This is a genomic window from Bergeyella cardium (genome assembly GCF_009914665.1).
Classification (GTDB): domain Bacteria; phylum Bacteroidota; class Bacteroidia; order Flavobacteriales; family Weeksellaceae; genus Bergeyella_A; species Bergeyella_A cardium.
In genome coordinates this window covers 1,962,427-1,988,747 of the sequence record NZ_CP029149.1, presented here as the reverse complement: position 1 = coordinate 1,988,747, position 26,321 = coordinate 1,962,427, and the positions used below count along the sequence as shown (strand labels likewise).

General features: G+C 39.4%; 25 protein-coding genes. 15 read left to right on the top strand and 10 right to left on the bottom strand.

The annotated features are described in order from the left end of the window. Nucleotides 1-85: 85 nt before the first annotated feature. Both DBX24_RS09075 and DBX24_RS09070 read right to left on the bottom strand, forming a co-directional pair. Nucleotides 86-1,039, bottom strand: coding sequence for a KpsF/GutQ family sugar-phosphate isomerase (locus DBX24_RS09075; RefSeq protein WP_120488951.1), 954 nt, complete (start codon nucleotides 1,037-1,039; stop codon nucleotides 86-88). Nucleotides 1,040-1,087: 48 nt separating this feature from the next. Then, nucleotides 1,088-1,474, bottom strand: coding sequence for an SRPBCC family protein (locus tag DBX24_RS09070; RefSeq protein WP_120488952.1), 387 nt, complete (start codon nucleotides 1,472-1,474; stop codon nucleotides 1,088-1,090). 41 nt (nucleotides 1,475-1,515) lie between these two features. Here DBX24_RS09070 and DBX24_RS09065 point away from each other — a divergent pair, with 41 nt between their 5' ends. Further along, nucleotides 1,516-2,127 (top strand): NUDIX hydrolase, encoded by a 612-nt coding sequence (locus tag DBX24_RS09065; protein WP_120488953.1) that lies wholly within the window; start codon nucleotides 1,516-1,518, stop codon nucleotides 2,125-2,127. A 171-nt stretch (nucleotides 2,128-2,298) separates the two neighbouring features. Here the strand turns inward: DBX24_RS09065 and DBX24_RS09060 are convergent, their stop codons facing one another. Next, a complete protein-coding gene (locus tag DBX24_RS09060; RefSeq protein WP_120488954.1) occupies nucleotides 2,299-3,585 on the bottom strand; it encodes an adenylosuccinate synthase in 1,287 nt (428 codons plus the stop codon). A 117-nt stretch (nucleotides 3,586-3,702) separates the two neighbouring features. Here DBX24_RS09060 and DBX24_RS09055 point away from each other — a divergent pair, with 117 nt between their 5' ends. The 11 genes from DBX24_RS09055 to dapB all read left to right on the top strand — a co-directional run bounded on the left by DBX24_RS09055 (nucleotide 3,703) and on the right by dapB (nucleotide 13,193). Then, entirely contained in the window at nucleotides 3,703-4,161 is a 459-nt protein-coding gene (locus DBX24_RS09055) for a GtrA family protein (RefSeq protein WP_120488955.1), read from the top strand. A gap of 9 nt (nucleotides 4,162-4,170) precedes the next feature. Further along, nucleotides 4,171-5,061, top strand: a complete 891-nt coding sequence (locus tag DBX24_RS09050; RefSeq protein WP_120488956.1) for an endonuclease/exonuclease/phosphatase family protein — start codon at nucleotides 4,171-4,173, stop codon at nucleotides 5,059-5,061. 27 nt (nucleotides 5,062-5,088) lie between these two features. Continuing rightward, nucleotides 5,089-5,835, top strand: a complete 747-nt coding sequence (gene deoC / locus DBX24_RS09045; protein WP_120488957.1) for a deoxyribose-phosphate aldolase — start codon at nucleotides 5,089-5,091, stop codon at nucleotides 5,833-5,835. A gap of 114 nt (nucleotides 5,836-5,949) precedes the next feature. Beyond that, nucleotides 5,950-7,005 carry a 3-dehydroquinate synthase gene (gene aroB / locus DBX24_RS09040; protein ID WP_160224645.1) on the top strand — a complete coding sequence of 352 codons (1,056 nt, stop codon included), beginning with the start codon at nucleotides 5,950-5,952 and terminating at the stop codon, nucleotides 7,003-7,005. A gap of 30 nt (nucleotides 7,006-7,035) precedes the next feature. Further along, nucleotides 7,036-8,076 carry a tetraacyldisaccharide 4'-kinase gene (gene lpxK, locus DBX24_RS09035; protein ID WP_160224644.1) on the top strand — a complete coding sequence of 347 codons (1,041 nt, stop codon included), beginning with the start codon at nucleotides 7,036-7,038 and terminating at the stop codon, nucleotides 8,074-8,076. Then, entirely contained in the window at nucleotides 8,060-8,872 is an 813-nt protein-coding gene (locus DBX24_RS09030) for a purine-nucleoside phosphorylase (RefSeq protein ID WP_160224643.1), read from the top strand. Before lpxK ends, DBX24_RS09030 begins: the two co-directional genes overlap by 17 nt. A 305-nt stretch (nucleotides 8,873-9,177) precedes the next feature. Beyond that, nucleotides 9,178-10,011 carry an energy transducer TonB gene (locus DBX24_RS09025; protein ID WP_160224642.1) on the top strand — a complete coding sequence of 278 codons (834 nt, stop codon included), beginning with the start codon at nucleotides 9,178-9,180 and terminating at the stop codon, nucleotides 10,009-10,011. Nucleotides 10,012-10,178: 167 nt separating this feature from the next. Further along, nucleotides 10,179-10,940: a ParA family protein gene (locus DBX24_RS09020; RefSeq protein WP_160224641.1), complete on the top strand. Its 762-nt coding sequence runs from the start codon at nucleotides 10,179-10,181 to the stop codon at nucleotides 10,938-10,940. 37 nt (nucleotides 10,941-10,977) lie between these two features. Beyond that, complete coding sequence (locus DBX24_RS09015; protein WP_160224640.1) at nucleotides 10,978-11,868, top strand: ParB/RepB/Spo0J family partition protein; 891 nt, start codon at nucleotides 10,978-10,980, stop codon at nucleotides 11,866-11,868. A gap of 15 nt (nucleotides 11,869-11,883) precedes the next feature. Further along, a complete protein-coding gene (locus DBX24_RS09010; RefSeq protein ID WP_120488964.1) occupies nucleotides 11,884-12,474 on the top strand; it encodes a DUF5683 domain-containing protein in 591 nt (196 codons plus the stop codon). Nucleotides 12,475-12,491: 17 nt separating this feature from the next. Beyond that, entirely contained in the window at nucleotides 12,492-13,193 is a 702-nt protein-coding gene (gene dapB, locus DBX24_RS09005) for a 4-hydroxy-tetrahydrodipicolinate reductase (RefSeq protein ID WP_120488965.1), read from the top strand. A 426-nt stretch (nucleotides 13,194-13,619) separates the two neighbouring features. On the opposite strand, the gene DBX24_RS09000 is transcribed toward dapB, so the two are convergent. The 3 genes from DBX24_RS09000 to DBX24_RS08990 all read right to left on the bottom strand — a co-directional run bounded on the left by DBX24_RS09000 (nucleotide 13,620) and on the right by DBX24_RS08990 (nucleotide 18,620). Next, a complete protein-coding gene (locus tag DBX24_RS09000; protein ID WP_160224639.1) occupies nucleotides 13,620-15,548 on the bottom strand; it encodes a BspA family leucine-rich repeat surface protein in 1,929 nt (642 codons plus the stop codon). Between the two features lie 78 nt (nucleotides 15,549-15,626). Beyond that, nucleotides 15,627-17,309, bottom strand: coding sequence for a BspA family leucine-rich repeat surface protein (locus DBX24_RS08995; RefSeq protein WP_160224638.1), 1,683 nt, complete (start codon nucleotides 17,307-17,309; stop codon nucleotides 15,627-15,629). A 60-nt stretch (nucleotides 17,310-17,369) separates the two neighbouring features. Next, nucleotides 17,370-18,620 carry a BspA family leucine-rich repeat surface protein gene (locus DBX24_RS08990; RefSeq protein ID WP_160224637.1) on the bottom strand — a complete coding sequence of 417 codons (1,251 nt, stop codon included), beginning with the start codon at nucleotides 18,618-18,620 and terminating at the stop codon, nucleotides 17,370-17,372. A gap of 530 nt (nucleotides 18,621-19,150) precedes the next feature. Between DBX24_RS08990 and lepB the strand changes: the two genes are divergently transcribed. The 3 genes from lepB to DBX24_RS08975 are packed head-to-tail and all read left to right on the top strand — an operon-like array spanning nucleotide 19,151 to nucleotide 22,006. After that, complete coding sequence (gene lepB / locus DBX24_RS08985) at nucleotides 19,151-20,827, top strand: signal peptidase I (protein WP_160224636.1); 1,677 nt, start codon at nucleotides 19,151-19,153, stop codon at nucleotides 20,825-20,827. Beyond that, entirely contained in the window at nucleotides 20,827-21,423 is a 597-nt protein-coding gene (locus tag DBX24_RS08980; protein WP_160224635.1) for a WbqC family protein, read from the top strand. Before lepB ends, DBX24_RS08980 begins: the two co-directional genes overlap by 1 nt. Nucleotides 21,424-21,448: 25 nt before the next feature. Then, the gene (locus DBX24_RS08975) at nucleotides 21,449-22,006 is read left to right on the top strand and encodes an RNA polymerase sigma factor (protein WP_120488971.1); all 558 of its coding nucleotides are present in this window, start codon (nucleotides 21,449-21,451) and stop codon (nucleotides 22,004-22,006) included. A gap of 74 nt (nucleotides 22,007-22,080) precedes the next feature. Here DBX24_RS08975 and DBX24_RS08970 read toward each other — a convergent pair whose 3' ends face one another. The 4 genes from DBX24_RS08970 to DBX24_RS08955 all read right to left on the bottom strand — a co-directional run bounded on the left by DBX24_RS08970 (nucleotide 22,081) and on the right by DBX24_RS08955 (nucleotide 26,063). Continuing rightward, a complete protein-coding gene (locus DBX24_RS08970) occupies nucleotides 22,081-23,031 on the bottom strand; it encodes an electron transfer flavoprotein subunit alpha/FixB family protein (RefSeq protein WP_120488972.1) in 951 nt (316 codons plus the stop codon). A gap of 24 nt (nucleotides 23,032-23,055) precedes the next feature. Next, nucleotides 23,056-23,799, bottom strand: coding sequence for an electron transfer flavoprotein subunit beta/FixA family protein (locus tag DBX24_RS08965; RefSeq protein ID WP_160224634.1), 744 nt, complete (start codon nucleotides 23,797-23,799; stop codon nucleotides 23,056-23,058). 130 nt (nucleotides 23,800-23,929) lie between these two features. Continuing rightward, nucleotides 23,930-25,234 (bottom strand): 30S ribosomal protein S12 methylthiotransferase RimO, encoded by a 1,305-nt coding sequence (gene rimO, locus DBX24_RS08960; protein WP_120488973.1) that lies wholly within the window; start codon nucleotides 25,232-25,234, stop codon nucleotides 23,930-23,932. A gap of 163 nt (nucleotides 25,235-25,397) precedes the next feature. Continuing rightward, a complete protein-coding gene (locus DBX24_RS08955) occupies nucleotides 25,398-26,063 on the bottom strand; it encodes a DUF6261 family protein (protein WP_160224633.1) in 666 nt (221 codons plus the stop codon). Between the last annotated feature and the right edge of the window lie 258 nt (nucleotides 26,064-26,321).

Sequence of the window (26,321 nt, the reverse complement as noted above, 5' to 3'; positions counted from 1 at the left end):
GTAAAATTATAAATCTACCAACAAGAGGAAACCTAATAAAAACTGGTTAGGAATTGGAAGGGGGGATAACTCATAGAGAAATTTTTCAATTAATCCCTTCGTCTAGCAGCCTATGCAGATCGATAATTCCAAAATACTTACCGTTTTCTGTTACAATCAACTGCCCAATATTGTTCTCCTTCAAGAGTTTCATCGCTTCTTTCGCAAGAGCCGTTTTCTCTATCGATTTAGGGCTTTTGCTCATAATATCTTTTGCCCTCAGATGAGATAAATCCTGCGTATTAATCAGCATTCTCCTAAGATCTCCATCGGTAATCACGCCCGTTATTTTCCCTCCATCGGTTACCACCGTAATCCCGTGCGAAGAAGCACTAATCGATATAATCACCTCTCGGATACCCGCCGTTTCAGGGACTTCAGGCTTTTGTTGGGAGAGGAATTGCTCCACCGTAGCCGTAAGATTCTTGCCCAAACTCCCCCCAGGGTGGAATTTTGCAAAATCAGTGTCCTTAAACCCCCTCATTTCCATCAGACAAATCGCCAAAGCATCTCCCAACGCCATCTGAACCGTCGTAGAACTCGTGGGGGCCAACTTTATCGGGCAGGCTTCCTTCTCCACATTCGTGTTGAGAATGATATCTGAGCCCTCGGCTAACTTACTTTTAAGATTACCCGTCATACCGATTAAGGCAGAGGAGTAGCTTTTCAAGTAGGGAACGAGGCTTACAATCTCAGGCGAATTTCCCGAATTGGAAATACAAAGCACCACATCTTGCTTCTGGATAAGCCCAAGGTCGCCGTGTATCGCCTCTGAGGCGTGGAGAAACTGTGCAGGAGTACCTGTGGAATTCATTGTAGCAACGATTTTATTGGCAATGTGTGCGGACTTACCTATCCCCACAATAATAAGTTTCCCTTGTGCAGAGTAAATTGTCTCTACTGCTTTCAGGAAAACTTCATCTATGCGCTCAGTGAGTCTGTGCAGTTCGCTGATTTCCGTTTCAATGGATCTTTTTGCTAAATCAATAATTGAGTTCATCGTAAGGAGATATGAGAATATGCAGATTTGCAGTGTTTCAGTGGGAGGCTATAGTTTTTCTATCTTGTCAGTAAGGCTGTTAATGAAGTTTTGAAGAGGTTTCTCTACCATCATCTTGATAAATGGATTGAAGTTACCTTTAAAAAGGAGCTGCACTTCGGATTTGTTGTCGCTCATAGGTTGCATCTGACCTATTAAGGAGAAATCAAGCCCTGCTTTTGCAGATTTTAGCTCTATGTTTCCATCAATCGTCTTATTGATGTCTAATGCAATCTCTGGCATCCCTTTTAGGCTGAATTTAAATCCCTTCTCTGTAGTCTCAAAGAATTGCAGACTTTCTGGCATTAAATACTGATAGTCCGAGGGATGTTTCAGCATTTCTTTAAGCTCTTGTACTGACTTATTTACAGTGATTTTTCTTCCTTCTAAGTTCATTTTTTATATTTTTGTGCATTAAATTTTCAAATACCTCACAAATGTATAAAGTTTTTATTAACGAAAAAAAAATATCACTCACTAAATCTCCCGAAAGCACGGTCAAAATTCTTCCTTACGAAGGTGCTCATACCATAGAGATAGCGATGGATCTTATTAAAAACACCTCTACACAAGAAATCAATATTTATTCTACCGATATAGGAGCTCTGTGGCAGAATTTCAAAAGCCAATTCAGAATAGTAGAAGCTGCTGGTGGTATAGTAAAAAATACAGAGGGGAAAGTACTTTTCATCTATCGGCTCAACAAATGGGATTTACCTAAAGGAAAGATAGAAAAAGGCGAAACCTATGAAAATGCGGCACTGAGAGAGGTCGAGGAAGAAACCCATCTTCGCCATCTTGTATTAGGATTACCTGTGATGACTACCTACCACATCTATACTGAGAAAAACGGAGATAATGTCTTGAAAATGACCCACTGGTTCCAGATGGAATACACAGGAAATGAGCAACTCATCCCCCAAACAGAGGAAGGCATAACCGATGTACAATGGCTTGATGAAGAGGATATCTACCTTAAAGTCCTCCCCAATACCTTTAAAAACATACATCTTGTATTAAATCAAAGTGGGGTAGCAGAAGATAAGTGAGACCTTGGATCTTATTTTTTATTTAGCCATATAATCAAAAGGTATTATAAAAATATTATTTCTTAATCTTCCCAGAGCTATGAACTCTGGGAAGAGATTTATTATAATAATTCTTTTTATACAGAGTAAACGCTCTTTAATATAATACTAATAAGAGCTTTACATAGTAGATTAAAACAAGTCTTTACGAATAATATTTTGGTTTCGCTCTGGACCTACGGATACGAGATAGACATTAATACCGAGGTAGTTTTCTATAAAGGAAATATATTTCTTGGCATTTTCTGGAAGTTCATCGTAAGAGCGTACTTTGCTGATGTCTTCATCCCAACCCTCGAGCTCGTGATATATAGGCTCATACTTATAGAGTTTGGTTGTAGATGAAGTAAAGTAATCTATAATTTTACCGTCTTCGGTCTTGTATTGGGTAACGATTTTCAATGTTTTAATGCCTGTCAGCACATCGAGTTTAGTGATAACAAGATTGTTGATACCATTAATCATACAAGCGTGTTTCAGAGAAACGAGGTCAAGCCAGCCTGTGCGTCTTGGTCTGCCTGTCGTAGCCCCGAATTCGTGCCCTACCTGTCTTATTTTCTCGCCGAGTTCATCATTAAGCTCGGAAGGGAAAGGGCCATTACCCACCCTCGTACAATAGGCTTTAGCCACACCGATAAGGTTTTGAAGGCTGGTTGGAGGTACGCCCGCACCTGTACAAACCCCACCAGTAGATGGAGAAGAAGAGGTTACAAATGGATAAGTCCCAAAATCAATATCCAGCATTAGGGCTTGCGCACCTTCAAAGAGGATATTCTTTCCAACTCTTATAGCTTCATTGAGTTCAAGTTCGGTATCTACGATTCTATTTTTTAGCTTCTGACCGATAGCGAGGAATTCTTCGTAGAGTTCATCTACATTAAGGGCGGGTTTGCCAAAATATTTTTCAAAAAGAGCATTTTTTACTTTCAGATTTTTCTCAATCTTTTCTCTCAGTACTTCGGGGTTGAGTAAATCTATCATACGAATACCCACTCGAGCGATTTTATCCTCATAGCAAGGACCGATTCCCTTTTTTGTAGTCCCGATTTGTGTTCCACCTTGCTCTTCTTCTCTATAAGTATCCAAGAGGATGTGATAAGGCATAATCACATGAGCTCTTCTACTGATGAATACATGATCAGTTCTGAGTCCTTTGCTCTCAATTTGCTCGATTTCTTTAATAAAGGACTTAGGATTTACCACTACGCCATTGGCAATAATACATTTCCCTTTGCATTGGAGAACTCCTGAGGGGAGGAGGTGGAGAACGAACTTCTCATCGCCCGCATAGACAGTGTGCCCGGCATTATCACCACCTTGGAAACGAACTACATAATCAGATTTTGCGGATAGAACATCGGTAATTTTACCTTTACCTTCGTCTCCGTATTGGAGACCTACAACTACATAGGTAGACATATTTTCTTTACTTTTTTTTAGATGCTCACAAAAGTAAGTTAAAAATGCATCAGCCACAAAATTAAATTCACACTAATTTATGATTAAATACTACTTTTGCAGCCCAAATGTGTTTCAATGAAGCAAATCTTTTTCAAACAAAAACAGCTATTCTTATTTATTATAGCGGGCGGTCTTAGTGCGATGATAGAGGTGAGTAGTTTTAAAGGACTAAGCCTCATTCTCCCTTCAATCATCTCCTCCGAGACCAATTTCTACGGCATACATTTCCCTTTGAGCAATGTTTTTTCTACCTCGCTCGGCATTATTACGAACTATTTCTTCAGCATTTGGTTCGTATTCCAGAGGGGGAAGCACTCCAAAAGGAGGGAGTTTGCCTACTTTATGTTGGTTTCATTGCTAAGTACTCTTCTGAGTTTGGTTTTCTTTCAAATATTTTTTACTTTTGTTTTCAAGAATCACTTAAAACTCATCATTTTCACATTTAGCGCGGAGGTTTTAAGCAAAATATCTGCGATTATTCTAACCTCAATACTGAATTATTTCGTGAAAAAGAAAATGATTTTTAATGGATAATACAAGATAATGCTGAGAGCCAAAGGAAATACTGCCCTTTTGATGTTTTACAATCTGGAGAATTTATTTTATCCTCTAAGTTCTCAGAATATTGATAATCAATTGAGAAATTGGTCGCTCAGCCGATACCAAAAAAAGCTAAAAAGCATTTCAGAAACACTCCTATTAATACAAAAAACCTACGGGAGCCTCCCGATCATCATTGGCGTATGCGAGGTACAGGGCATACAGCCTCTGGAAGACTTAATACAATATCCGCCGCTTTCTAGCTACGGCATTATACATTACAAAGGCCGTGACAAAAGGGGCGTAGATACCGCTTTACTCTATGATTCTAAGGAAATAGAGGTCCTCCATTCCGAGCCTCTTCCCGTTTCGGAAACCAGAAGCATCATCTTTACTAAAATACAGTATTGCAACTCAATATTCAATGTTTATACCCTCCATCTCCCGTCCCGAAGAGGGTCAGATGAGGCAAAAAACAAAAGAGAAATCATACTGAACACCCTCAAAGAGCATCTGATAAACAATCTTAACGCCCAAAAAGAGCCCGTCATCATTCTCGGTGATTTTAATGCCAATCCTAATGATGAAGCCATAAGAAATCTGATGAATATAAGCCCTCGTTTCCAGCTGATAAACCCTTTTTCAGAGGTTTATGCCAATAGGTCGTTTTCCAATTTCCATCGCTCAAAGGGTTTGTTGTTTGATCAGATTCTCTTCTCCGAACATCTCGTGTCAGAAAACTTCCCGTTAGCGTTTGTAAAAGCAGAAATCTTTGCTCCAGAACAACTGAAGCAGCACGGAAAGCCCTCGCGAACCTTCGCCGGAAGCAGATACTTGGGCGGACAAAGCGATCACTTCCCCGTCATCATACAAACAAAGACAATTATTAACTGAATTATTAACATAAAAAATTAGTAAGCTATGAATGTAGAAAATTTTTTAGATTCCACTTATCTAAAACTCCCAGAACAGTCTGGTCTCACCACAGAAGAGACCCGTAAAAAGGTAATTGAGCTCACCGACGAGGCCATTAACTACCATTTCTTCGAAGTGATGATTCGTCCAGAATATGTCCACTTCATCAAGAACTATATCAAGGAAAAGAGTGCCTCCGTTAAGGTTGGTACCGTTATCGGCTTCCACGAGGGCACCGCATCTGTAGAGGCGAAGCTCGCAGAGGCAGAAAAGGCGATTGCCGATGGCGTAGATGAGCTCGATTTCGTCATTAATTTCGAGAAATTTAAGGCAAATGAGCTCGCTTATGTAAAAGATGAGTTCCTAAAATGTACCGCTCTCGCGCTCAAACATCATAAAACCGCCAAATGGATTATCGAAATCGCCGCTCTTACCGATGAGCAGATTGCCAGCATCACTTCTCACATTCGCCAGTGGGCAGAGGAGAGTTTTGCAGGTAGAGAGCAAGAGATTTTCGTTAAATCTTCCACAGGTTTCTATAAAACGGAAGGCGGAAAGCCCAATGGAGCCACTCCAGAAGCCATTAAAATAATGATTGCCCACGCGGGTAAGCTCCCCGTAAAGGCTGCGGGAGGCGTTAGAACCCACCAAGAAGCCCTTGATATGATTGCGCTCGGTGTTAAGAGGATTGGTACTTCCTCTGCCCTCGCTCTTTCGGGTAAAGGTACTGCTCCTTCAAGCGCAGGATACTAAGCTATCATCATTCAAATACAAAATCCAGAGCCTGATAAGCCTCTGGATTTTTTTTTCATCTCTTACCAACCTCATATAATTAGTATTTTTGCACAGCTAAAAATTAAAATTCAAATGATTTCAATATTAGATACTCAATTTTCTCTACTGAATTTGTATTTGTCTGAGGCTTTACCAACTAAAATATTCATCCTTTGTGATGAAAACACAAATGAGTACTGCTTGCCTACGCTTTTACTCAATATGCAGACCGATATTCCTTTTGAAATTATAGAAATAGAAGCAGGTGAGGAAATGAAAACCATAGAAACGGCAACGCAACTGTGGGAGATATTGGCAGATTTCGGTGCGGATAGGAAATCATTGCTCATCAACCTTGGCGGAGGGGTTATTACCGATCTTGGTGGCTTTGTGGCATCTACTTATAAGAGAGGGATTCGCTTTGTAAATATGCCAACAAGCCTCCTCGCAATGTGTGATGCTTCTATCGGTGGTAAAACGGGGATTGACCATCAGTTTTTGAAGAATGTAGTGGGGACTTTTGCCCATCCAGAAGCTGTTTTCGTTTATCCGAACTTTTTAGATAGCCTTCCTTTTGTAGAGCTTAGGAGTGGCTTTGCAGAGATGCTTAAGCACGGTCTTATTGCCAGCCGTTCGCATTGGGAGAACCTCTCCTCTCTTTCGGAGATTAATGTAGCAGCAGTTTCGCCCTACATCAAAGAATCTATGATGATAAAAGAGAAGGTGGTGAGTATTGATTTCAAGGAAGAAAATATCAGAAAAACACTGAATTTCGGGCATACTATCGGGCACGCTATTGAGAGCCTTTTCTTGGAACAAGGTAGTTTGGTTCCCCACGGAGAAGCAGTAGCAGCAGGTATGATTTGCGAGACTTATCTCTCTTGTCTTGAAGGATTGATTAATAGAGAAACCCGTGATAATATTATAAACACGATAAGAAAATTCTATCCAGTGCTCAATATCCAGAATTTTACAGATGAAGCCTTGATTTCCCTAATGGCCAATGACAAAAAGAATACGTCTGGGAAGATTAATTTCTCCCTTATCTCTGCGGTGGGAAGCGGTATTTATGATTATCAATCCACGGAGAAAAATATCATTGAGTCTATTGAGTTTTACGGGTCGTTGCCTAAGGATTCATTTTATTAAAAGGAAGAAAAGAACTACTTTTGTACCCGTATGAAAAGATGGTATCTCTATCCTTTTTCCCTCGTTTATCATTTGGCTACGGCTACCCGAAACTTGGCGTATAGCATAGGAATTCTTAAGTCCACGAGGTTTAGAACCCCAATCATTAATGTAGGTAATTTGTCCGTAGGAGGCTCTGGAAAGTCTCCAATGGTGATGTATCTTGCCGATTTGCTTTCTCAATATTACCGAACGGGAGTGCTCTCTCGTGGTTATGGCAGGCAGACGAAAGGCTACAGGATTACCAATTACGACAGTAATTACAGGCAGGTAGGTGATGAAGCTATGCAGCTCTTCGAGAGGTTTAAAAATCGTTTCGTTATTGGGGTTTGTGAAGATAGAGTAGAGGGAGCAAAGAAGATGATTCCCGATATGGATTTAAAAGTTCTCCTTTTGGATGATGCCTATCAGCACCGTGCGATAAAAGCAGGTTTTAACATCCTGATGACGGATTATAACGACCCCTACTTTAAGGATTTCCTACTGCCTGCGGGCAACCTTAGAGAGAGCCGGGTAGGAGCCAAAAGAGCACAAGTTATTATGGTTTCCAAATGCCCAGATAACCTTACAGAGGAGAAGAAACAGTATTATATCTCTCGTATAAAGCCTACACAGAATCAAAAGGTGTTTTTCTCATCTATTAGCTATGATGAAAAGGTGTTTGGTAAAGATGGGCTGGGAAAACCTACCGAGCTCCCCGATAATAATCTGGCGTATTACGACATTCTCCTCATCACGGGGATTGCCAATCCTAAGCCCCTTTTGGAACATCTTTCCAAGTTTAACAAGAATTTTAAACATTTAAAATTTAAGGATCATCATAACTTTACAGATGCTGATATAAAGAAGATTATGGATGAATACCGAAAGCTTGGAGATTATAAACTCATCCTCACTACCGAGAAGGATTATGTAAGATTGAAAACTTTTGATTACCTTAGAGGTCTTATTTTTTACTGGCCGATAAATCTATCCATTGATAAAAAAGAAGAGTTTAATCAAATAATTATAGACTATGTTAAACAAAATTAAAGAAACCGCAGAATTTATTAAGGGAATCATCAAAGAAACCCCAGATTTCGCAATCGTATTAGGCTCTGGGCTTGGTGCTTTGAAAAACGAAGTAGAGCCGATACATACATTGGAGTATAGCGAGATTCCAAACTTTCCTCAGACTACCGTTGTAGGGCACGGAGGCAAGCTCATCTACGGAAATCTCGAAGGCAAAAAAGTACTGATGATGAGCGGTAGGTTCCACTACTACGAAGGGCACGATATTAAGACGGTAGTTTTCCCTTTCAGGGTTTTCCACGCGCTTGGTATCAAGAATCTCATCGTTTCCAATGCTTCTGGTGGGGTAAATAAAGACTTCCGTGTGGCAGATGTAATGATTATTCGCGACCATATTAATATGATGCCAGAGCACCCGCTCAGAGGTAAGAATATAGATGAATTCGGTCCTCGTTTCGTAGATATGAGTGAGCCTTACAGCAGAAAAATGATTGAAATAGCAGAGAAAGTAGCTACAGAGAAAGGCATCAAAGTACATCAAGGAGTATATGTAGCGCTTCAAGGGCCTACCTTCGAGACTCCTGCCGAGTACGGTCTTGTAAAAGCAATCGGTGGAGATGCTGTGGGGATGAGCACCGTACCAGAGGTTATCGTGGCTAAGCATCAGGGGATGGACTGCTTCGGAATCTCTATCATTACCGACCTTGGCGGGCCAGATATTGCCTTTACCGTCTCTCACGACGAGGTTCTACAAGCCGCCGAAAAAGCAATGCCAAATGTTATCAGCATTGTAAAAGGCGTGGTAAAGAATTATTAGGGGATATCGTCTCTTTCTTTTTTAAAGAAAGATTCATTTGAATACTTATTTTGGGGGCTTTGCCCCCTTTTATTTTTTCTGGGTAGTATATCTTAGAAAAAGACTTCCATCAAATACTTAAAAATAATGCAAATCTTGTAAAAAGAGGGTATTGCTTTAGATTTTAGAAATTATAATAGATATTCAGTTTTATTTATTTTTGGCAAAGACTTTGTAGAGTAGATAATCATTGGATTGAAATACTGAAAATAATCTTAAAAATTATAATAAATAAGACGAGTTTAATAAAATTAAAAACAGATGCAATGAAAAATTTATTTAAAAAAGAAGAATTCCTCTTAGATGAGGTGATTTTTCAAGGGAGAAACAAAGAATATGGCGCTTATGACCTGCGCTATCAATCAGACAAAATGCTGACAAAAGCAATGTTTATTGGAGTGGCATTTTTTGGCTCGGTATCCATCATTCCGTTGGTAACAAGTCTTTTTAAAGAAGAGCCTAAGGCTACGGTAGAGGTCGTTGCTCGCCCTATGGATATTGAAAATATAGAGAAAAAAGAGGACGAGAAGCCTCTCCCTGAAAAGTCAATAACTCCCCCTAAACCCCAGAAGGTAAATACAGTAGATAGCCGAGTGCCTGACCCTAAACGAAATGCGACAAATGAAAGCTCAGTCCCTACCAATGAAGAATCGCTAAATGCAATAAGAGGGTTGGAGACCATACAGGGGAAATCACCGGATATTAGACTTAATCCGTCTTCAAATGAGACGAATAACAGCGGTAATACAGGAGAAGTGAAATTTGAAAAACCTGTTATAATAGATGATTCACCAAAGACGAAGGTAGATGTAAGCGCAGATTTCATAGGTGGGATAGATGCTTTTAGAAATAAGGTGATGAGCAGTTTTGATATTTCCGAATTTGAGGAAAGTAATGAAAAATTAAGTACAGAAATCACTTTTGTCGTTGAAAAAGATGGTAGTATATCTAATATCAAGGCAAGTGGAAAAGATGATGCTTTTAACAAAGAAACCATCCGTGCTATCAAAAGTATAAAAGGAAAATGGACGCCTGCAAAAATTGATGGACAACCAGTTAGGAGCTATTTTAGATTCCCTGTTTCTGTAGTATTTAACTAAGGACATAGCTGTTTTTTTTATAGTTTTATCCACATTCTATAACCGAATGTGGATAATTTTTTATTCTAATAATTTTTTGGTTTGTAGAGGATTAAATATTGCTAATCCAATATCAATTTATTGCAAGAATAAAAAATTTGTACTTTTGGGGAATTATAATTTTTAGAATGGCTAAAATAATAGGAATTGCAAATCAAAAAGGAGGAGTAGGAAAAACGACGACTGCGGTAAATTTAGCCGCTGCACTCGGTGTCCTTGAAAAAAAAGTGCTGATTATTGATGCTGATCCACAAGCAAATGCTACCTCTGGTCTCGGTGTAGAAGAAGTGAGAAATTCTACCTATAATCTCTTGGAGCATAGTGAAAATGTGGAAGATTGCATATACAAAACCAGCTCTCCGAATTTAGATATTATTCCTTCTCATATTGATTTGGTTGCTGCCGAAATAGAATTGGTAGATAAGGAAAACCGAGAGTATATGCTCAGAACAGCCTTAGAGCCTATTAAAAATCAATATGATTTCATTATCATTGATTGTGCTCCGAGCTTGGGGCTTATTACCATCAATGCGCTTACGGCGGCAGATTCCGTCATCGTTCCTATACAGTGCGAATATTTTGCATTGGAGGGCTTGGGTAAATTGCTCAATACCATTAAGAATGTGCAGAATATCCATAATCCTGATTTAAGTATAGAGGGGCTTCTCCTCACGATGTATGATAGCCGGCTCCGTCTCTCGAATCAAGTAGTAGAGGAAGTGAATATGCACTTCCCAGAAATGGTTTTTGAGACGGTTATCAGCAGGAATGTAAGGCTTAGCGAGGCACCGAGTTTTGGTGAAAGCATCCTGATGTATGATGCCGAAAGCAAAGGTGCAGTGCAGTATATACAGCTGGCAGAGGAGGTGCTTCTTAAAAATAAAAAATAGAGAAAATGCGGTTTTAAGCGCTATAAAAACTTAAAAAATGAAAGACAAAAAAAGAGCAATGGGCAGAGGTTTAGGGGCAATCCTAAACTCTGAATCTAAAAATACAATACATACCGCTACCGATGCAGGTGCCGAGAAGTTGGTCGGAAATATTGTGGAGGTTCCAATAGAGGATATCTACCCCAACGCCACACAGCCGAGGACTTATTTTGATGAAAAAGCCCTTACCGACTTGGCTCAGTCCATTAAATCACTCGGTGTTATCCAGCCCATTACCCTGAGAAAGGATAAAGATAAATTTGAGATTATCTCTGGTGAACGGCGTTTCCGTGCGTCTAAGCTCGCAGGCTTAAAAACTATCCCTGCTTACATTCGCCTTGTGAATGACCAGGAGCTTCTGGAGATGGCGCTCGTAGAAAACATCCAAAGGGAAGACCTCGATGCGATAGAAGTTGCCCTTACTTATCAGCGACTTTTGGAGGAAATCGGTCTTACCCAAGAAAACCTCAGCCAAAGGGTAGGGAAGGAGAGGAGTACCATTACGAATTCTCTTCGTTTGCTCAGACTAACCCCCGAGATACAAAATGCCATCCGTAGTGCTGCAATTTCAGCGGGGCACGGTAGAGCCATCCTTAGTCTTGATACTGAGGAGGAGCAGCAGCAGCTTTTCGAGCAGATTATAAAAGAAGAACTAAATGTTCGCCAAGCTGAGGCATTAGCATCAGCGATAAAAAATCCGAAGGAGAAGAAAACCAAAGCTCAAAGGGAGATTTCTAATTATCATAAGAAAGTTCAGAAAAACCTCAGTGACCTGCTGGATACAAAAGTGGAGATTAAAACTTCTGCCAATGGTAAAAAAGGAAAGCTGGTTTTGGATTTTAAAAACGAAGCAGTGCTGGAAGAGATTCTCGCTTACTTTAACCGATAGCCACCGCTTATAAATATGAAAAAACTTTTGCTCATCATCTCTTGTTTTATCATTCATCTTGCCTTTTCACAGGAGGTAGATACCTTAAAGGTAGCACCTCAAACCGTGCAGGATATAGAGCGAGACATTCAGATGATAAATAAACCTTTAAAGATTACTCCTAACAGCCCTGTGAAGGCGGGTTTATACTCTGCAGTTTTACCTGGGCTCGGGCAGTATTATAATAAGAAATACTGGAAGATTCCTATTGTCTGGGGAGGGATTGGCACAGGGGTAGGCATCGTTCTCTGGAACCAGCGGAAGTATGATAAATACCGCTCTGCCTTTATTGCAGAGCTTAATGGGCAGCCTCACGAGTTCTCTGGTTTTCAGGGAGTGAATGAGGAGGTTTTGGGGCGCATTCAGGATAAATTTAAAAGGCAAAGAGACTATGCCATTGCCATTACGGGGCTTATCTATGTGCTCAATATTATAGATGCAGTGGTAGATGCGCATCTTTATGAGATGAAGCGAGACCCAAACCTGACTCTGAAACCTACCGTTATCTACGATGAGTATGCCGAGCAGAATGCAAAAGCAGGAATAAGCCTTAGTTTTAGATTTTAATACATACAGAATATAAAATGAAAATAGCATTAGTGGGTTATGGTAAAATGGGGCAGATTATCGATAGAATCGCGACCGAGAGAGGGCACGAAATCGTTGCCAGGCTCAACCAAACCCCGACTTCCGAGACGCTGAATAATGCCGATGTGGCAATAGAATTCTCCCAGCCAGAAGTGGCTTTCCAGAATATAAAAACCTGCCTTGAAAACCATACGCCTGTGGTCTGCGGTACTACGGGCTGGCTCAGCAGGAAGCCAGAAATAGAGCAAATCGCACAGGCACAGCAGTCCGCTTTTCTTTATGGTTCTAATTTCTCTCTCGGTGTGAATCTTTTCTTTGCTCTGAATGAGAAATTAGCATTGATGATGGCTCATTTTGATGAGTATAATGCCCAGCTGGAAGAGATACACCACATTCATAAGAAGGACGCACCGAGCGGTACGGCAATTTCCTTAGCTGAAGGGCTTATCGCTCATCATCCGAAGTTTCATTTGTGGAAATTAGATGAAACCGAAGGTGCCCAATTAGGAATTTTTGCCATTCGGGAAGATGAAGTTCCAGGTACGCACTCGGTATTCTACCGCTCCAAAGTAGATGAAATCGAGATAAAACATACGGCTTTCAGTAGGGAAGGCTTTGCGCTCGGGGCGGTAGTTGCCGCCGAGTGGTTAAGAGACAAAAAGGGCATTTTCAGTATGAAAGATGTCTTAGGAGTATAAAAAATGAGGAGGCGAAAGCCTTCTTTTTTATGAAATTAATAAAATTATCTCTGTTTTAATGCGTAGTTTATCTGTTTTTGAAGAAAATCTTAGTAAGATTACTAAGATGGAGCATTAAATTAATGCTCTATACCTCTAAATTAGTGCTCCAGAGGTCAAATTTTGACCTCCATCGCATTAAAATAGACCGACGACGGTCTAAAATTGACCTCCATCTCATTAAATTAATGCGTCATCGTATTAAATTTGACCTCCGTTGTATTAATAAATAATACTATGAGCCAATTAATATTGATTAATCGGCTCAAATATACGATAATTTTGATTCGATTACGGGAATTAATCGGCTCACAAAAGAATCCAAAAGAAAAACAGTACAACCATAAGTGGCTGTACTGTTTCATATTAATTTGCTCAATCAGAGTTTTAATCTTTAATGATTTTCTCTGTATAAGTAGCGTTTTGGGTATTGATTTTAAGGATATACACACCTTTGGAAAGGTTGCTTACGCTTCTTTGGTTTGTGCTGAGTGTTTTTACGAGGCTTCCGTTTGCGGAGTAGATTTCTATGCTCTTGATGCCGTCTAAGCCTTGAATGTGAAGCTCATCTTTTACTGGTTTTATGATGAAGAACTGTGGTTTTTGCGCTACATCTTCGGTTGCTAAGTCGGCAGTACAGCCTGCATCAAATGTATCGCCAGAGATTTTCCACCATTTAATGTCGATAAGTTTTTGTCTGTAAGGCTTAGCAGCAGCACCATAAGTAACGGCTTGAGAAGAGAAGACTACATCTCTTCCTGTATTTGGGTTTTCTGCCCAGCCTTTGAGGGTTTTGCTGTAGTTTTCGCAATCCATTCCAGAGAAGGAGAATATACCGCCGAGTTTAGCATCCGTTGGAATAGTCCAGCTTCCCAAGTTTTGGTTAAATTTTCTTGCACCTACGAACATTCTGTTCATATTTTTAGCTTTAGATACATTCCAGTTAGAGAGGTCGCTATTAAATTTCTCTGCTCCGTGGAACATAAACTCCATATTTTCTACATTGCCTACATTCCAGTTAGAGAGGTCGCTCTCAAATTCTGCTGCGTTCCAGAACAGCTCAGTCATATTGGTAACGCTCCCCACATTCCATTTAGAGAGGTCGCTGGTAAATACTCCTGCTCTGTTAAACATCCTTCTCATATTGGTTACATTGGTTACATCCCATTTGGAGAGGTCTTGGTTAAATGCTTTTGCATTCTCAAACATAGAGCTCATATCTTGCACTTTACCTACGCTCCATTCAGAGAGGTTGGAGTTGAAAGCTATAGCATTAAAAAACATAGAGTTCATATGCGCTACATTGTCTACCGTCCATTTAGAGATATCGGAGTTGAACTCAGAAGCCCCATTAAACATAGAGTTCATATTGGTTACCTGCTCTACATCCCAGTTGGAGATATCTCCGTTGAATTTTATAGCACCGTTGAACATATTTGCCATATTTTTCACTTTTCCTGTTTTCCAGTTTGGCATATTTTGGTTAAAGTTGACCGCATCGCTAAACATATACTGCATATTGTTTACATTGCTCACATTCCAGTTGGAGAGGTCCTGGTTGAATGCCGTAGCGCCATTAAACATATAGCTCATATTTTCTACTTTGCTCACATTCCATTTGGAGAGGTCTTGGTTGAATGCCTTAGCTCCTTCAAACATCCCTCCTTTGTAGAAGTTAACTCCTCCCATATTCTTTACATTGCCCACTTTCCAGTTGGAGATGTCTTGGTTAAATGCTTGTGCGTGGGCAAACATCCCGCTCATATCTTCTACTTGGGATACATTCCAGCCAGAGATATTGCCGTTAAATTTAGCAGCATTGTTAAACATATTCTTCATATTGGTAACCTTACTTACATCCCAGTTTTCTATGCCAGGGATATTATCGATTTCCCTACAATAGTAGAACATATGGCTCATATTGGTTACATTAGAAAAGTTCGGCTTATCGGTTGCGGTTATTTTAAGACCAGAGCATCCTCGGAAGAGATCGGATAAATCATCCGTCCAATTTATTTCTCCCCATTCTTTTAATTCAATGATGCCGCTAAGATTCTTAAATTTAAAAGCCTCTGTTGGTGTGATGGTGATTTTATATTCTCCATTTGCCAAGTTGAGGGTTGTTTTTGCAGGCACACCTGCTCCTGAACCTGTTACACTTGGGTCGCCTACTTTCTCGTAGGTATAGTTAAAGTTGCCCACACTTCCAAAAGAGATTTCCCCTTTCTTATTTGTTTTCCATACGCCTACGAAAGGCTTCTGTGCATACGCCACCATTGCGACGAATAATGCGAATAAAATTGAAATTTTTTTCATTATAAATGTATTTAATTATGCTTCTAAAATATAGACAAAAGCCTCCAAAGTTGACCTCAGGGGCTATTAAATTAGGTTTTAATCTTTAATGATTTTATCTGTATAAGTACCGTTTTGGGTATTGATTTTAAGGATATACACACCTTTGGAAAGGTTGCTTACGCCTCTTTGGTTTGCATTGAGTGTTTTTACGAGGCTTCCGTTTGCGGAGTAGATTTCTATGCTCTTGATGCCGTCTAAGCCTTGAATGTGCAGCTCTTCTTTTACTGGTTTTATGATGAAGAACTGTGGTCTTTGTGCTACTGTTTCTGTTGCTAAGTCGGCAGTACAGCTTGAGTCGTAGCTGTCGCTATAGATTTTCCAGTCTTTCTCATCGATGAGTTTTTGTCTGTAAGGTTTTGCACTATCTCCGTAGCTTGCGGTAGAGTAGAAGTGGATTTCCTTACCTGTGTTAGGATTATCTGCCCAGCCTTTGAGTGTCTTGCTGTAGTTTTCGCAATCCATTCCAGATTCTTTGAGGAAGTTCGTCATATGGGCTTTATCTTTTATCTTCCATCCTGCAAGGCTTTGGTTAAATGCCTTAGCATCTTCAAACATAAAGTCAAGTACTTGTACGCTACTTACATCCCAGTTAGAGATATCTTTATTAAAATTTTTTGTACTTTCAAACATAGAGCCCATATTGGTTACCTTGCTTACATCCCATTGGGAGATATCTTGGTTGAATGCCTCTGCTTCTTTAAACATATTGTTCATATCGGTTACCTTGCTCACATCCCATCTGGAAATATCGCTATTGAAAGCTGTAGCACCTTGGAACATACTCCAAGTTCCTGTAACATTACTCACATTCCAGTTAGAAAGGTCGGAGTTGAATAGCGGAGCTTTGGAGAACATAGCGTACATAAGGGTTACATTACCTACATCCCATCTAGAAAGGTCGCTATTAAACTGTAATGCTTCATAGAACATCACTTCCATATTCTTAGCTTGGGATACATTCCAGTTAGAGACATCTCCACTAAAGGCTTTTGCTCTATAGAATACGCCTTTCATATTGGTTACAGTGCCTACATTCCAGTTAGATACATCGCCATTAAATGCAAATGCTTCTCGGAACATATACTCCATATTTTCGAGGTTTTTGAATTCCCAAGTATGGATATCTCCATTAAAAGTGCTTGCTTCCTGGAACATATAGCTCACATTTTTTACATTGCCCATATTCCATCTGAACAGGTCTTGGTTGAAATGCGTAGCACCGCTAAACATATAGCTCATATCTTGAACATTGCTTACATCCCAGTCGTTTAATCCATTGATGGTTTCCAATGAAGAGCAGCCGCTGAAGAGCCCGCTAAGGCTGGTTACCCCAGATAGATCGGGAGTATCGTCAGCGGTTATTTGGAGTTCGTTGCAGTTAGCGAACATCCCTGAGAGGTCATCTGCCCATTTCACGCTTCCCCATTTTTGTACTTCGAGGAAGTTGTTAAGGTCTTTAAATCTAAATTTATTATTGTTTTTTGGTACGATGGAGATTTTGTATTTACCAGGGCTTACGAACAGCTCTGTTCTATTAGGCCAGCCATCTCCTATACCCTTGATACTAGGGTTTCCTACCTTTTCATAGGAGTAGCTAAATTCTCCTTCTGTTGCGAAGACTATTTGTCCTCTTGGGGCATTCCACACTCCTACGAAAGGTTCTTGCGCATACGCCACTATTGCGACGAATAATGCGAATAAAATCGAGATTTTCTTCATTATTGAAATATATTAATTATGTTGTTTTAATTTAATGATGAGATGGATTATCTCTGATGATTATTCTTTAATAATTTTCTCTGTGTACTGATGATTTTCTGTATTTATTTTTAAGATATAGAGCCCTTTTGGTAGGTTGCTTACGGCTCTTTGTTTTCCTTTTAATGTCTTGATGAGTGCGCCAGAAGCGGTATAGATTTCAATGTTTTTTATCTCTTCTGGGCTTGAGATAATGAGCTCATCTTTTACGGGTTTCAGTACTTTGAGGGCTGGTCGGGTAGGGGTATCGGCTATGCCTAAGTCTACGGTACATTTATCGTCATATTTATCGCTACTGATGGTCCATCCTTTCTTTTTAATGAGCTCATCTCTATAAGGTTTTGCTGCATCTCCATACTTGGAGTTGGTAGAGAGGTTTACGCTTGTTCCTACTTCAGAATTTTCTGCCCAGCCTTTGAGGGTTTTGCTGTAGCTTTCGCAATCCATTCCAGAGTTTCTAAAAATCCCTGCCAGCGTGGCACCTGTTTTTATCTTCCAAGCGCCTAAGTCTTGGCTAAAATTCGTTGCGTCATAAAACATACTGCTCATTAGCGAGATATTTTGCACTTTCCAGCCAGAGATATCTTTATTGAAAGCCTTTGCACCTCTAAACATACTTACGGTTTCGGTAAGGGCTTCGGTATCCCACTGGGAGAGGTCTTGGTTAAATGCCTCTGCTCCTTTAAACATAGACACCATTGTTTCCACTTTTCCTACCTTCCATTGGGAGATATCGCCGTTAAACTGCTTTGCTCCTTCAAACATAGATTCCATATCTGTAACCTCGCCTACTGCCCATTCGTTTATGTTGGGTACATTTTCTAATTGCTCGCAATTGAGAAACATCCTGCTCATATCGGTTACTTTGGAGAAGTCTGGGGTATCGGTAGCGGTTATTTTCAGTTGGCTACACTCTCTAAACATTCCCGAGAGGTCTTCTGCCCAGTCTATATCTCCCCATTGGCTGAGGTTTCGGAAAGCATCGCCTCCATTTTTTTTCAGTCTAAAAACTCCCGTTGGGTTTATTTTAATGGTATATTCTCCTACGGATTCTGTTATTTTAAGCTGAAACTCAGTTCCCACCGCTACTGCCGAGCCTGAGCCCGATACACTTGGCTCGCCTACTTTTTCGTAGGTATAGCTAAAATCTCCCGAAGCGGAGAGCTCCACTACGCCGCTGGCATCGCTTTTCCATACACCGATGAGGGGATTTCCCTGCGCATACGCCACTATTGCGAGGCATAATGCGAATAAAATTGAAATTTTCTTCATTTCTAATACTTACTTATTACTTGTTCTTATTTTTTTAATCAATTGCTTACTCTATTAAGGATTTTCGGCGCTCTCCCGAGATAAAAATTCCTCTTCGGATAGAGATTTTATCTCCTGTTTCATTTTAATATTTTTTCTTCTACTTTCAGATTTGAAGGGGTAAAAGAATAAGACGAAGGATTAAAATACCTCACTATATTGGTATTTTAATCCTTCGTTGGTTAAGTTTCAGTATTTAGCAATACTGTCTGCATATCTTTTTTTTATTTTATGATGGCTAATGAAAATTTCCCTTGGCTCTTTATGTCTATTTTCATAGTTACCCATGCATATTATCATACTGTTTTAGATTTTTAAATATTAAATAAAAATATAAACACTTGAAAAATAGAGGGGGGGTCCCTTATTTTAAACGCGTCAAAGTTATATAAAAAAGTCTATTGCGCAATAGAAAAAAGATTTATTTTAAAATATTTATATTCGCACCTGCTTTTTAAGCGATTAAATACCGAAAAAACCGAAAAATATCAATGGAATATTTCGTTCAATACACTGTTTTTGTCCTCATTTTATCCGCACTAATGGGGCTCTCTACTTGGAAACTTTTCAGAAAAATGGGGCATCACCCGCTTTTGGCTTTCGTCCCTTTTTATAATTACTTCCTTATACTAAAGGTCTCAAAAAAACCGAAATGGTGGGCACTCCTTGCCTATATGCCGATTGTGGGAAGCATTATGATGACTGTTTTTCACCTCCTTTTGATGGAAAAATTCGGCAAAAAGCTCTTCCCTCAAAAATTTCTCACCGTTGTACTACCGTTTATCTATATGGCGTACATCAACTACTTTGATGATGCCGAAATAGATGAAATGGAAGACCTCTTCCTCACCGAAGAAGAGCGGCAGGAGAAGAAAAAAGATACGCTCATCGGTTCATTAACCTTCGCAGCGGTATTTGCTACCATTATACACACATTCGTTACCCAACCCTTCGGAATCCCTACCGGCTCGATGGAAAGAACACTCCTTGTGGGCGATTTCCTCTTCGTTAATAAATGGAGCTATGGCTTCCGAATGCCTACACGACCGCTCGCTATCCCTTTTTTACAAAGCACCATAATGGATACTGGTGAGAAAGGCAATCCGAAAGACGACCCTAAGTCCTATGTAGATGCTGTAGAGCTCCCGTATCTGAGGATTTTCAGTAGTGAGCCTCAGCGAAATGATATTGTGGTCTTCAACTATCCTGATGACTCGGTGCATACCGCAATAGACAGGAAAGACCCCTATGTAAAACGACTGCTCGCCACTGCTGGTGATGTATTGGAGATAAAAGCAGGTAAGGTGTTCATCAATGGAAAGCCCGAAAAACGAATGGCAGACGCCGAAGTACAGCATTCCTATACCGTAACCACTGAGCAGCTCCTCGACATTGATGCAATATTCAAAGCCTATGGCGTTTTACCCTTCGAGGAGAAAGACGGAGTCTATGTATTCAGCGGACTTACCGATGCTATGGTAAAAGATTTTAAAGCAATGCCTGGCGTAACCTCCGTAGAAGAAAATATAGACCCCAAAGGCGAAAAAACAGTGGGGTACTATATAAATAAAGTAAAATCTATGGAAGAAGGAGAGCTCGTTCTTAGTAATAAAATCAACTATTCCAATACGATTTTCCCTCATAATAAAAACTGGAACCCAGACTGGTATGGCCCACTGAGAATTCCTAAAAAAGGAGATGTTATTAGCCTTACCGAAGATAACCTACCAGAATATCAAAAGCTCATTACCCAATACGAAGGCAATACATTGGTGCATAAAGACGGTAAATTCTTCATCAATGGCAAAGAGACCGATCAATACACCGTAAAATACAATTATTATATGATGATAGGGGACAACCGAGACAATTCATTAGATGCAAGGTTCTTCGGTTTCGTTCCAGAAACGCACATTATGGGTAAGCCTATGTTCGCTTGGCTAAGCCTACAAGGGCTGTTCTCAGATTCTGAGCGAGGGGTATCCTATTCGGAAGGAAAAATCTACCAGGCACCATTTAAAATCCGATGGGAAAGAATGTTTAAAGCCGTAAATACAGGCGATGCTAATAAAACATCCTACTGGTGGCTTGCAGTGCTCATCCTGACCCTTTTCTTCGGCTGGGATTATATTATGAAGATATTCAAAAAGAAAAAAGAAGACGAATAATGAACCTCTTACCTGTATTCTACCTCCCGCCTGTGAGCTGGTTTGCTCGGTTTATCGCTCAGGAAGATATTACACTGGAACAGTATGAGAATTTTCCTAAACAAACCTACCGAAACAGAGCGAATATCTATAGTGCTAATGGGAAATTATCCCTCATTATCCCTATAAAACATACGGGAGACAGGCTGATGAAAGATATACAAATCTCCTATGCTGAGAATTGGCAAAAGCTCCATTGGAAGTCTATTAAGACTGCCTATCAATCCTCTCCCTACTTTGAATATTACGAAGATAAGCTCCAATCAATCTTCGAGACTCGTGAGCCTTCATTACTGAAATTCAACCTTAGGGCGTTGGAGGTTTTGCAGCGTATTTTAAAGACAGATAAAGGCTTTTTGCTTACTGAGGAGTATATAAAACAGCCTCAGATGAATGATTACAGGGAGAAGTTTAGTGCTAAAAAAAAACCACATTATGGTTTTGAAGAGTATTATCAAACCTTTTCAGACAAAATGGGCTTTATAGAAGATTTATCGGTGCTGGATTTAATCTGTAATAAAGGTCCAGAAGCATTGGCATACTTGCAGAATATCTAAAATAGCTAAAAAAAATAGCTGAGCAATGGAGCAAAAACAAATACTACAGCTCATTCAACTGGCGAGAGAGAAAGATCAGAAGTCCCAAACCGCTCTGATTAATCTCTATTGGGTAGAGGTCTTTTCCTTTGTGATGAAGAAGGTACAGCACGAGAACTTAGCAGATGAAATTACTGTTAATGTCTTCTCCAAAGTACTCTCTAAATTACATCTTTACGACTCTGATTTTCAGTTTAAGACTTGGGTGCTTACCATTGCTCAAAATACGATTATAGACTACTGGCGGAAGAAAGCCCGAGAAGCTGAGGATACAGATGGAAACCTCGAAGAGGTAAAAAATGAATTTGCAAAATCTCCAGAAGAGCTCCTGATTTCCGAAGAAGAGCATAAAAAAATTCAGGATATTGTCTCTACTATGGATGCAAATTACGCTGAGATTATCCGTCTCCGCTTTTTTGAAGAAATGAGTATAAAAGAAATTGCTGAAGTGCTCAATATCTCAATAGCAAATACCAAAGTGAGAATTATGCGAGCAAAAAAAGTCTTAGCACAACTCCTTAAAGAAAATGATTTTAGTCATTAGTCTATTTTATTGATAGGGAAGAGGATTTTTACTAAAAAAAGAGCTCCGATAATCTATCGGAGCTCTTTTTTATCTTATGTATTTGCTTCTTTTATCTTTTTAGTCAGCTCTGGAAGCACTTGGAATACATCTCCTACCACTCCATAATCTGCTGCTTTAAAGAAAGGAGCTTCGGAATCGGAATTAATAACTACAATTGTTTTAGAGGAATTTACTCCTGCCAAATGCTGAATAGCTCCAGAGATTCCTGCAGCAATATAGAGGTTAGGGGAAATCGTTTTACCCGTCTGTCCCACATGCTCGCTATGCGGTCTCCATCCCATATCGGAAACGGGTTTTGAGCAAGCTGTAGCTCCTCCAAGTGCAGAAGCTAATTCTTCAATTAAGTGCCAGTGTTCAGCATCTTTCAGCCCTCTACCGCCAGAAACTACGATATCAGCATCTTTTAAATCTAATTTCCCTATACTTTGTTCAGTAGAAATCACTTGTACATCAGTATTCTGAACGGTGGAATTGATTATTTCCTCTGTTCCTGCTGATGATTGCGGATTTTCTTTTACCCCAAATGAGTTAGTAGCTAATGTAAGCACTGTTCCAGTAGTTTCAGATTGCACAGTAGCAAATGCTTTTCCAGAAAAAACTTTTCTCTTTACTCGTAGAGGGGATAAACTTTCCGGTAATTCGGTTACATTAGTGATAATAGAAAATCCTTTTTGTACTGCGAGCATTGGCGCTATTGAGGAAGAATCTACCGTATTTGGAAGGATAATCAATTCTGATTGTGCTACTTCTGCCAGAATTTGTGAATATGCTTTTGGGCTGAATTTTAAACCTTCATTCTTTATGGTTAATACCTTATCGGCACCATACTGATAAAGTTTTTCTACTGAATCTGTTGGGTTTATGGTAATTGCTGTTACATTTCCTCCATTGCTTTCAGCGATAGCTTTTGCAAAGGAAATCGCTTCAAAAGTAGTCTTCTTATAGCTACCATTATTATTTTCAGCATATACGAATATTGTCATTTCAAATATTTTTAAGAGTTCAAATTAAATTACCTTAGCTTCTTCTTTCAACAGCCTTACCAATTCATCTAAGTTATTGGCTTCTATGAGTTTTACATTTGCGCGGGCTGGAGTATTTTCAAATGATAGGGTATTTGCTTTTACCTCGTTTGAGGTCGGTTCCAATACTTGCAAAGGCTTCGTTCTGGCGCTCATAATTCCTCGCATATTTGGGATAATGATATCTTTCTCGCTTACCAAACCTTTCTGCCCACCGATAACGGCTGGGAGCTGAACGGCTACAGTCTCCGTACCTCCATCTATTTCCCTTGTAATTTTTGCTTCATTAGCTTGAAGTTCAATCTCAATTGCCGAATTTACAAAAGGATAGCCCAGCAATGCTGCTAAAATCCCTGCAACTGCACCGTTATTATAATCCATAGATTCTTTTCCGCATAAGATTACATCATAATTGCCAGACTTTACCACTTGTTCTATTTCCTTTGCGGTAGAGTAGCTATCTTTCGGTGAGAGATTTACGCGAATTGCCTCATCAGCCCCTATTGCAAGGCACTTCCTTAATACAGCTTCCGTTTCTCCCTCCCCGATGCAAAGCACACTTACTTTCGCTCCCGAAGATTGTAATTTCACCGCTTTTGATAAGCAAACTTCATCCACAGGGTTAATAATCCACTGAATTCCTGATTTATCTAATGCAGAGCTATCTGCTGTAAAGTTTATTTTGGAAGTAGTATCAGGCACACTACTTATGCACACCAATATATTCATACCAAGATTATTGTTATTAAATTTAATTTTGAAAGAGTCCAAAAGTACAAATAAAAATTCAGATGAGCATAGATTTTAAATAAAACATTAAAAAAGACCAGCCTTTTTCGGTGGTCTTTATTGTTGTATTTTATGCTAATTCGCCATAGAGGTCAAATTCCTCTGCTGAAGTAATTCGGATATCGGCAAATTCTCCAATTGGGAGGTAGAGATTTTCTGCGGATACCAATACCGTATTATCCACATCTGGTGAGTCATACTCCGTTCGTCCTACGAAGTAATTCCCTTCTTTACGGTCAAAAATACATCGGAATACCTTGCCAACTTTCTCTTGATTTTTTTCCCAAGATATGCTTGATTGCAGCTCCATAATTTCGGAGACTCTCGCTTCTTTAACCTCTTGAGGCACATCATCCTGCAAATCAAAGGCGGTTGTATTTTCCTCATGGGAGTAGGTAAAACATCCAAGGCGGTCAAATCGCTGTTCCTTTACCCATTCCTTCAACTCTTGGAAAGCCTCTTCCGTCTCCCCAGGATAGCCTACGATAAGTGTTGTTCGCACTGCCATATCGGGTACTTTTTCGCGGAATTTATTTAATAAAGTATTGGTTTTCTCGCGAGTAGTTCCTCTTTTCATCGATTTGAGGATTTCGGTATTAATATGCTGAAGCGGGATATCAATATAATTACAAACCTTAGGCTCGTTCTTAATAATTTCGAGAACATCCTCTGGAAATCCCGTAGGGAATGCATAATGCAGGCGAATCCACTCTATTCCTTCTACCTTTACCAGCTCTTTTAGCAGGTCGGCGAGTGCTCGTTTATTATAAATATCGAGTCCATAATAGGTCAAATCCTGTGCAATGAGGATTAATTCCTTTGTTCCTTTTTGGGCGAGCTTCTTCGCTTCTAAAACCAATTTTTCAATCGGTACAGAAATATGGTTTCCTCTCATCAGAGGAATTGCGCAGAAAGAACACGGCCGGTCGCAGCCCTCCGAAATTTTCAGGTAGGCATAATGTTTTGGGGTGGTCGTCATCCGCTCTCCAACGAGCTCGTGTTTATAATCGGCGCCGAGGTGCTTCAGAAGTATGGGAAGATCCTTCGTACCGAAATATTCATCTACATCTGGGATTTCTTTCTGCAAGTCGGGTTTATATCTCTCGGATAAGCAGCCCATTACAAACACTTTTTCCACATCTCCCCGTTTTTTTGCTTCTATATAATCCAGTATCGTATTTACCGACTCCTCTTTTGCAACATCCACAAAACCACAGGTGTTAATCACAATAATATCACCGTTTTTCGCCTCGTGGCTCACTTCCTTTCCGCTCGCTTTCAGCTGACCCATTAGCACTTCAGAGTCATATAAATTTTTTGAACAACCTAAGGTTACGATATTAATCTTCTTTCTGCCGACAGATTTTGTACGCATTTGCTTTATTTTTAATCAATAGAATTTTTAAAACTGCTTTCCTTCAGAAGAGAAGAGAGCAAAAAAATAAGGCGGCAAAGGTATTAAAAAAGCACCCAAAATCATCTGATTTGGGTGTATCCAAATTAAAATTATATTTAGTATAAATCTAATATTAAGATATTTACTTTATTGTTTTAAGTAATTCTTTTAGTTCGAGTTGAAGTTCCTTCCAATTGGGGAGTAATTGTGCTGAATTTACATAGATTAGGTAGTCTCTCAGCGCTTTCTCCAAAGATTTTCGGATGGCAGAAGCACTCTGTATTTCCCTCAAATTCGTATTAGCTTCCACTTGCTCACTGTATAGGATATCAAATCTTTCTTGTGTGTCTTTTAGCTTGCCGATGGAGGTTTCCAGAAGAAGTATTTTAATTCTTTCTTTATTAATTTTCAACTCTAAGGCTTCAAGGAGCTCGCGTAAAAGTGTGGACTTATCCTCATATGGAAGGCGGTTAAGATAAAGATCATGGAACTTAAATACCTCATAAAGTGATTTTGCTTCCTCAGAAAATGGATGAATAGGCAACTTTATACAACCTTTAAGAAAACTTTTAATTCCATTAAATAAATAGTCTCGTTCTCTGTCAGTTTTTGTAAGTTCTTTTTCCTTTCCATTATGTGTCTGTTTTGTGTGAGATTTTTTGTAAATATTGTATTCGTTTTCTATATCTTTCAGATAATGGTTTTCCGTATCAATTTTATACTTTTCGCTTTTGGAAATTTTAATAACTAACTCAGTAAAAGCTGCTAGATTTACCGTACTTATATGGCTCAAAACTGAAATTTTCATAATTTGAATCATTAAAATTACGGTGCTAAATTAGAGATTTATTTTTATTAATAATCAAAATTAATAAATTATATTTATTGAATCATCATGCAATGAATTGTATTTTATAGAACATTTGTTATTATACTGCTTTTTTTATAACATTCCATCATTGAGAGTATTTACTATAAGAAATAAAGAAAACTATCATCAAATAGATAGGTGTATAAATAAAAAAGGGGGTCAGAGACCCCTATATTAATAACAATATCCCTAAAA

Excerpts from the sequence above, each read along its gene's own strand:
- DBX24_RS09075 (WP_120488951.1), bottom strand. The coding sequence starts at position 1,039 with ATGAACTCAATTATTGATTTAGCAAAAAGATCCATTGAAACGGAAATC.
- DBX24_RS09070 (WP_120488952.1), bottom strand. The coding sequence starts at position 1,474 with ATGAACTTAGAAGGAAGAAAAATCACTGTAAATAAGTCAGTACAAGAG.
- DBX24_RS09065 (WP_120488953.1), top strand. The coding sequence starts at position 1,516 with ATGTATAAAGTTTTTATTAACGAAAAAAAAATATCACTCACTAAATCT.
- DBX24_RS09060 (WP_120488954.1), bottom strand. The coding sequence starts at position 3,585 with ATGTCTACCTATGTAGTTGTAGGTCTCCAATACGGAGACGAAGGTAAA.
- DBX24_RS09055 (WP_120488955.1), top strand. The coding sequence starts at position 3,703 with ATGAAGCAAATCTTTTTCAAACAAAAACAGCTATTCTTATTTATTATA.
- DBX24_RS09050 (WP_120488956.1), top strand. The coding sequence starts at position 4,171 with ATGCTGAGAGCCAAAGGAAATACTGCCCTTTTGATGTTTTACAATCTG.
- deoC (WP_120488957.1), top strand. The coding sequence starts at position 5,089 with ATGAATGTAGAAAATTTTTTAGATTCCACTTATCTAAAACTCCCAGAA.
- aroB (WP_160224645.1), top strand. The coding sequence starts at position 5,950 with ATGATTTCAATATTAGATACTCAATTTTCTCTACTGAATTTGTATTTG.
- lpxK (WP_160224644.1), top strand. The coding sequence starts at position 7,036 with ATGAAAAGATGGTATCTCTATCCTTTTTCCCTCGTTTATCATTTGGCT.
- DBX24_RS09030 (WP_160224643.1), top strand. The coding sequence starts at position 8,060 with ATGTTAAACAAAATTAAAGAAACCGCAGAATTTATTAAGGGAATCATC.
- DBX24_RS09025 (WP_160224642.1), top strand. The coding sequence starts at position 9,178 with ATGAAAAATTTATTTAAAAAAGAAGAATTCCTCTTAGATGAGGTGATT.
- DBX24_RS09020 (WP_160224641.1), top strand. The coding sequence starts at position 10,179 with ATGGCTAAAATAATAGGAATTGCAAATCAAAAAGGAGGAGTAGGAAAA.
- DBX24_RS09015 (WP_160224640.1), top strand. The coding sequence starts at position 10,978 with ATGAAAGACAAAAAAAGAGCAATGGGCAGAGGTTTAGGGGCAATCCTA.
- DBX24_RS09010 (WP_120488964.1), top strand. The coding sequence starts at position 11,884 with ATGAAAAAACTTTTGCTCATCATCTCTTGTTTTATCATTCATCTTGCC.
- dapB (WP_120488965.1), top strand. The coding sequence starts at position 12,492 with ATGAAAATAGCATTAGTGGGTTATGGTAAAATGGGGCAGATTATCGAT.
- DBX24_RS09000 (WP_160224639.1), bottom strand. The coding sequence starts at position 15,548 with ATGAAAAAAATTTCAATTTTATTCGCATTATTCGTCGCAATGGTGGCG.
- DBX24_RS08995 (WP_160224638.1), bottom strand. The coding sequence starts at position 17,309 with ATGAAGAAAATCTCGATTTTATTCGCATTATTCGTCGCAATAGTGGCG.
- DBX24_RS08990 (WP_160224637.1), bottom strand. The coding sequence starts at position 18,620 with ATGAAGAAAATTTCAATTTTATTCGCATTATGCCTCGCAATAGTGGCG.
- lepB (WP_160224636.1), top strand. The coding sequence starts at position 19,151 with ATGGAATATTTCGTTCAATACACTGTTTTTGTCCTCATTTTATCCGCA.
- DBX24_RS08980 (WP_160224635.1), top strand. The coding sequence starts at position 20,827 with ATGAACCTCTTACCTGTATTCTACCTCCCGCCTGTGAGCTGGTTTGCT.
- DBX24_RS08975 (WP_120488971.1), top strand. The coding sequence starts at position 21,449 with ATGGAGCAAAAACAAATACTACAGCTCATTCAACTGGCGAGAGAGAAA.
- DBX24_RS08970 (WP_120488972.1), bottom strand. The coding sequence starts at position 23,031 with ATGACAATATTCGTATATGCTGAAAATAATAATGGTAGCTATAAGAAG.
- DBX24_RS08965 (WP_160224634.1), bottom strand. The coding sequence starts at position 23,799 with ATGAATATATTGGTGTGCATAAGTAGTGTGCCTGATACTACTTCCAAA.
- rimO (WP_120488973.1), bottom strand. The coding sequence starts at position 25,234 with ATGCGTACAAAATCTGTCGGCAGAAAGAAGATTAATATCGTAACCTTA.
- DBX24_RS08955 (WP_160224633.1), bottom strand. The coding sequence starts at position 26,063 with ATGAAAATTTCAGTTTTGAGCCATATAAGTACGGTAAATCTAGCAGCT.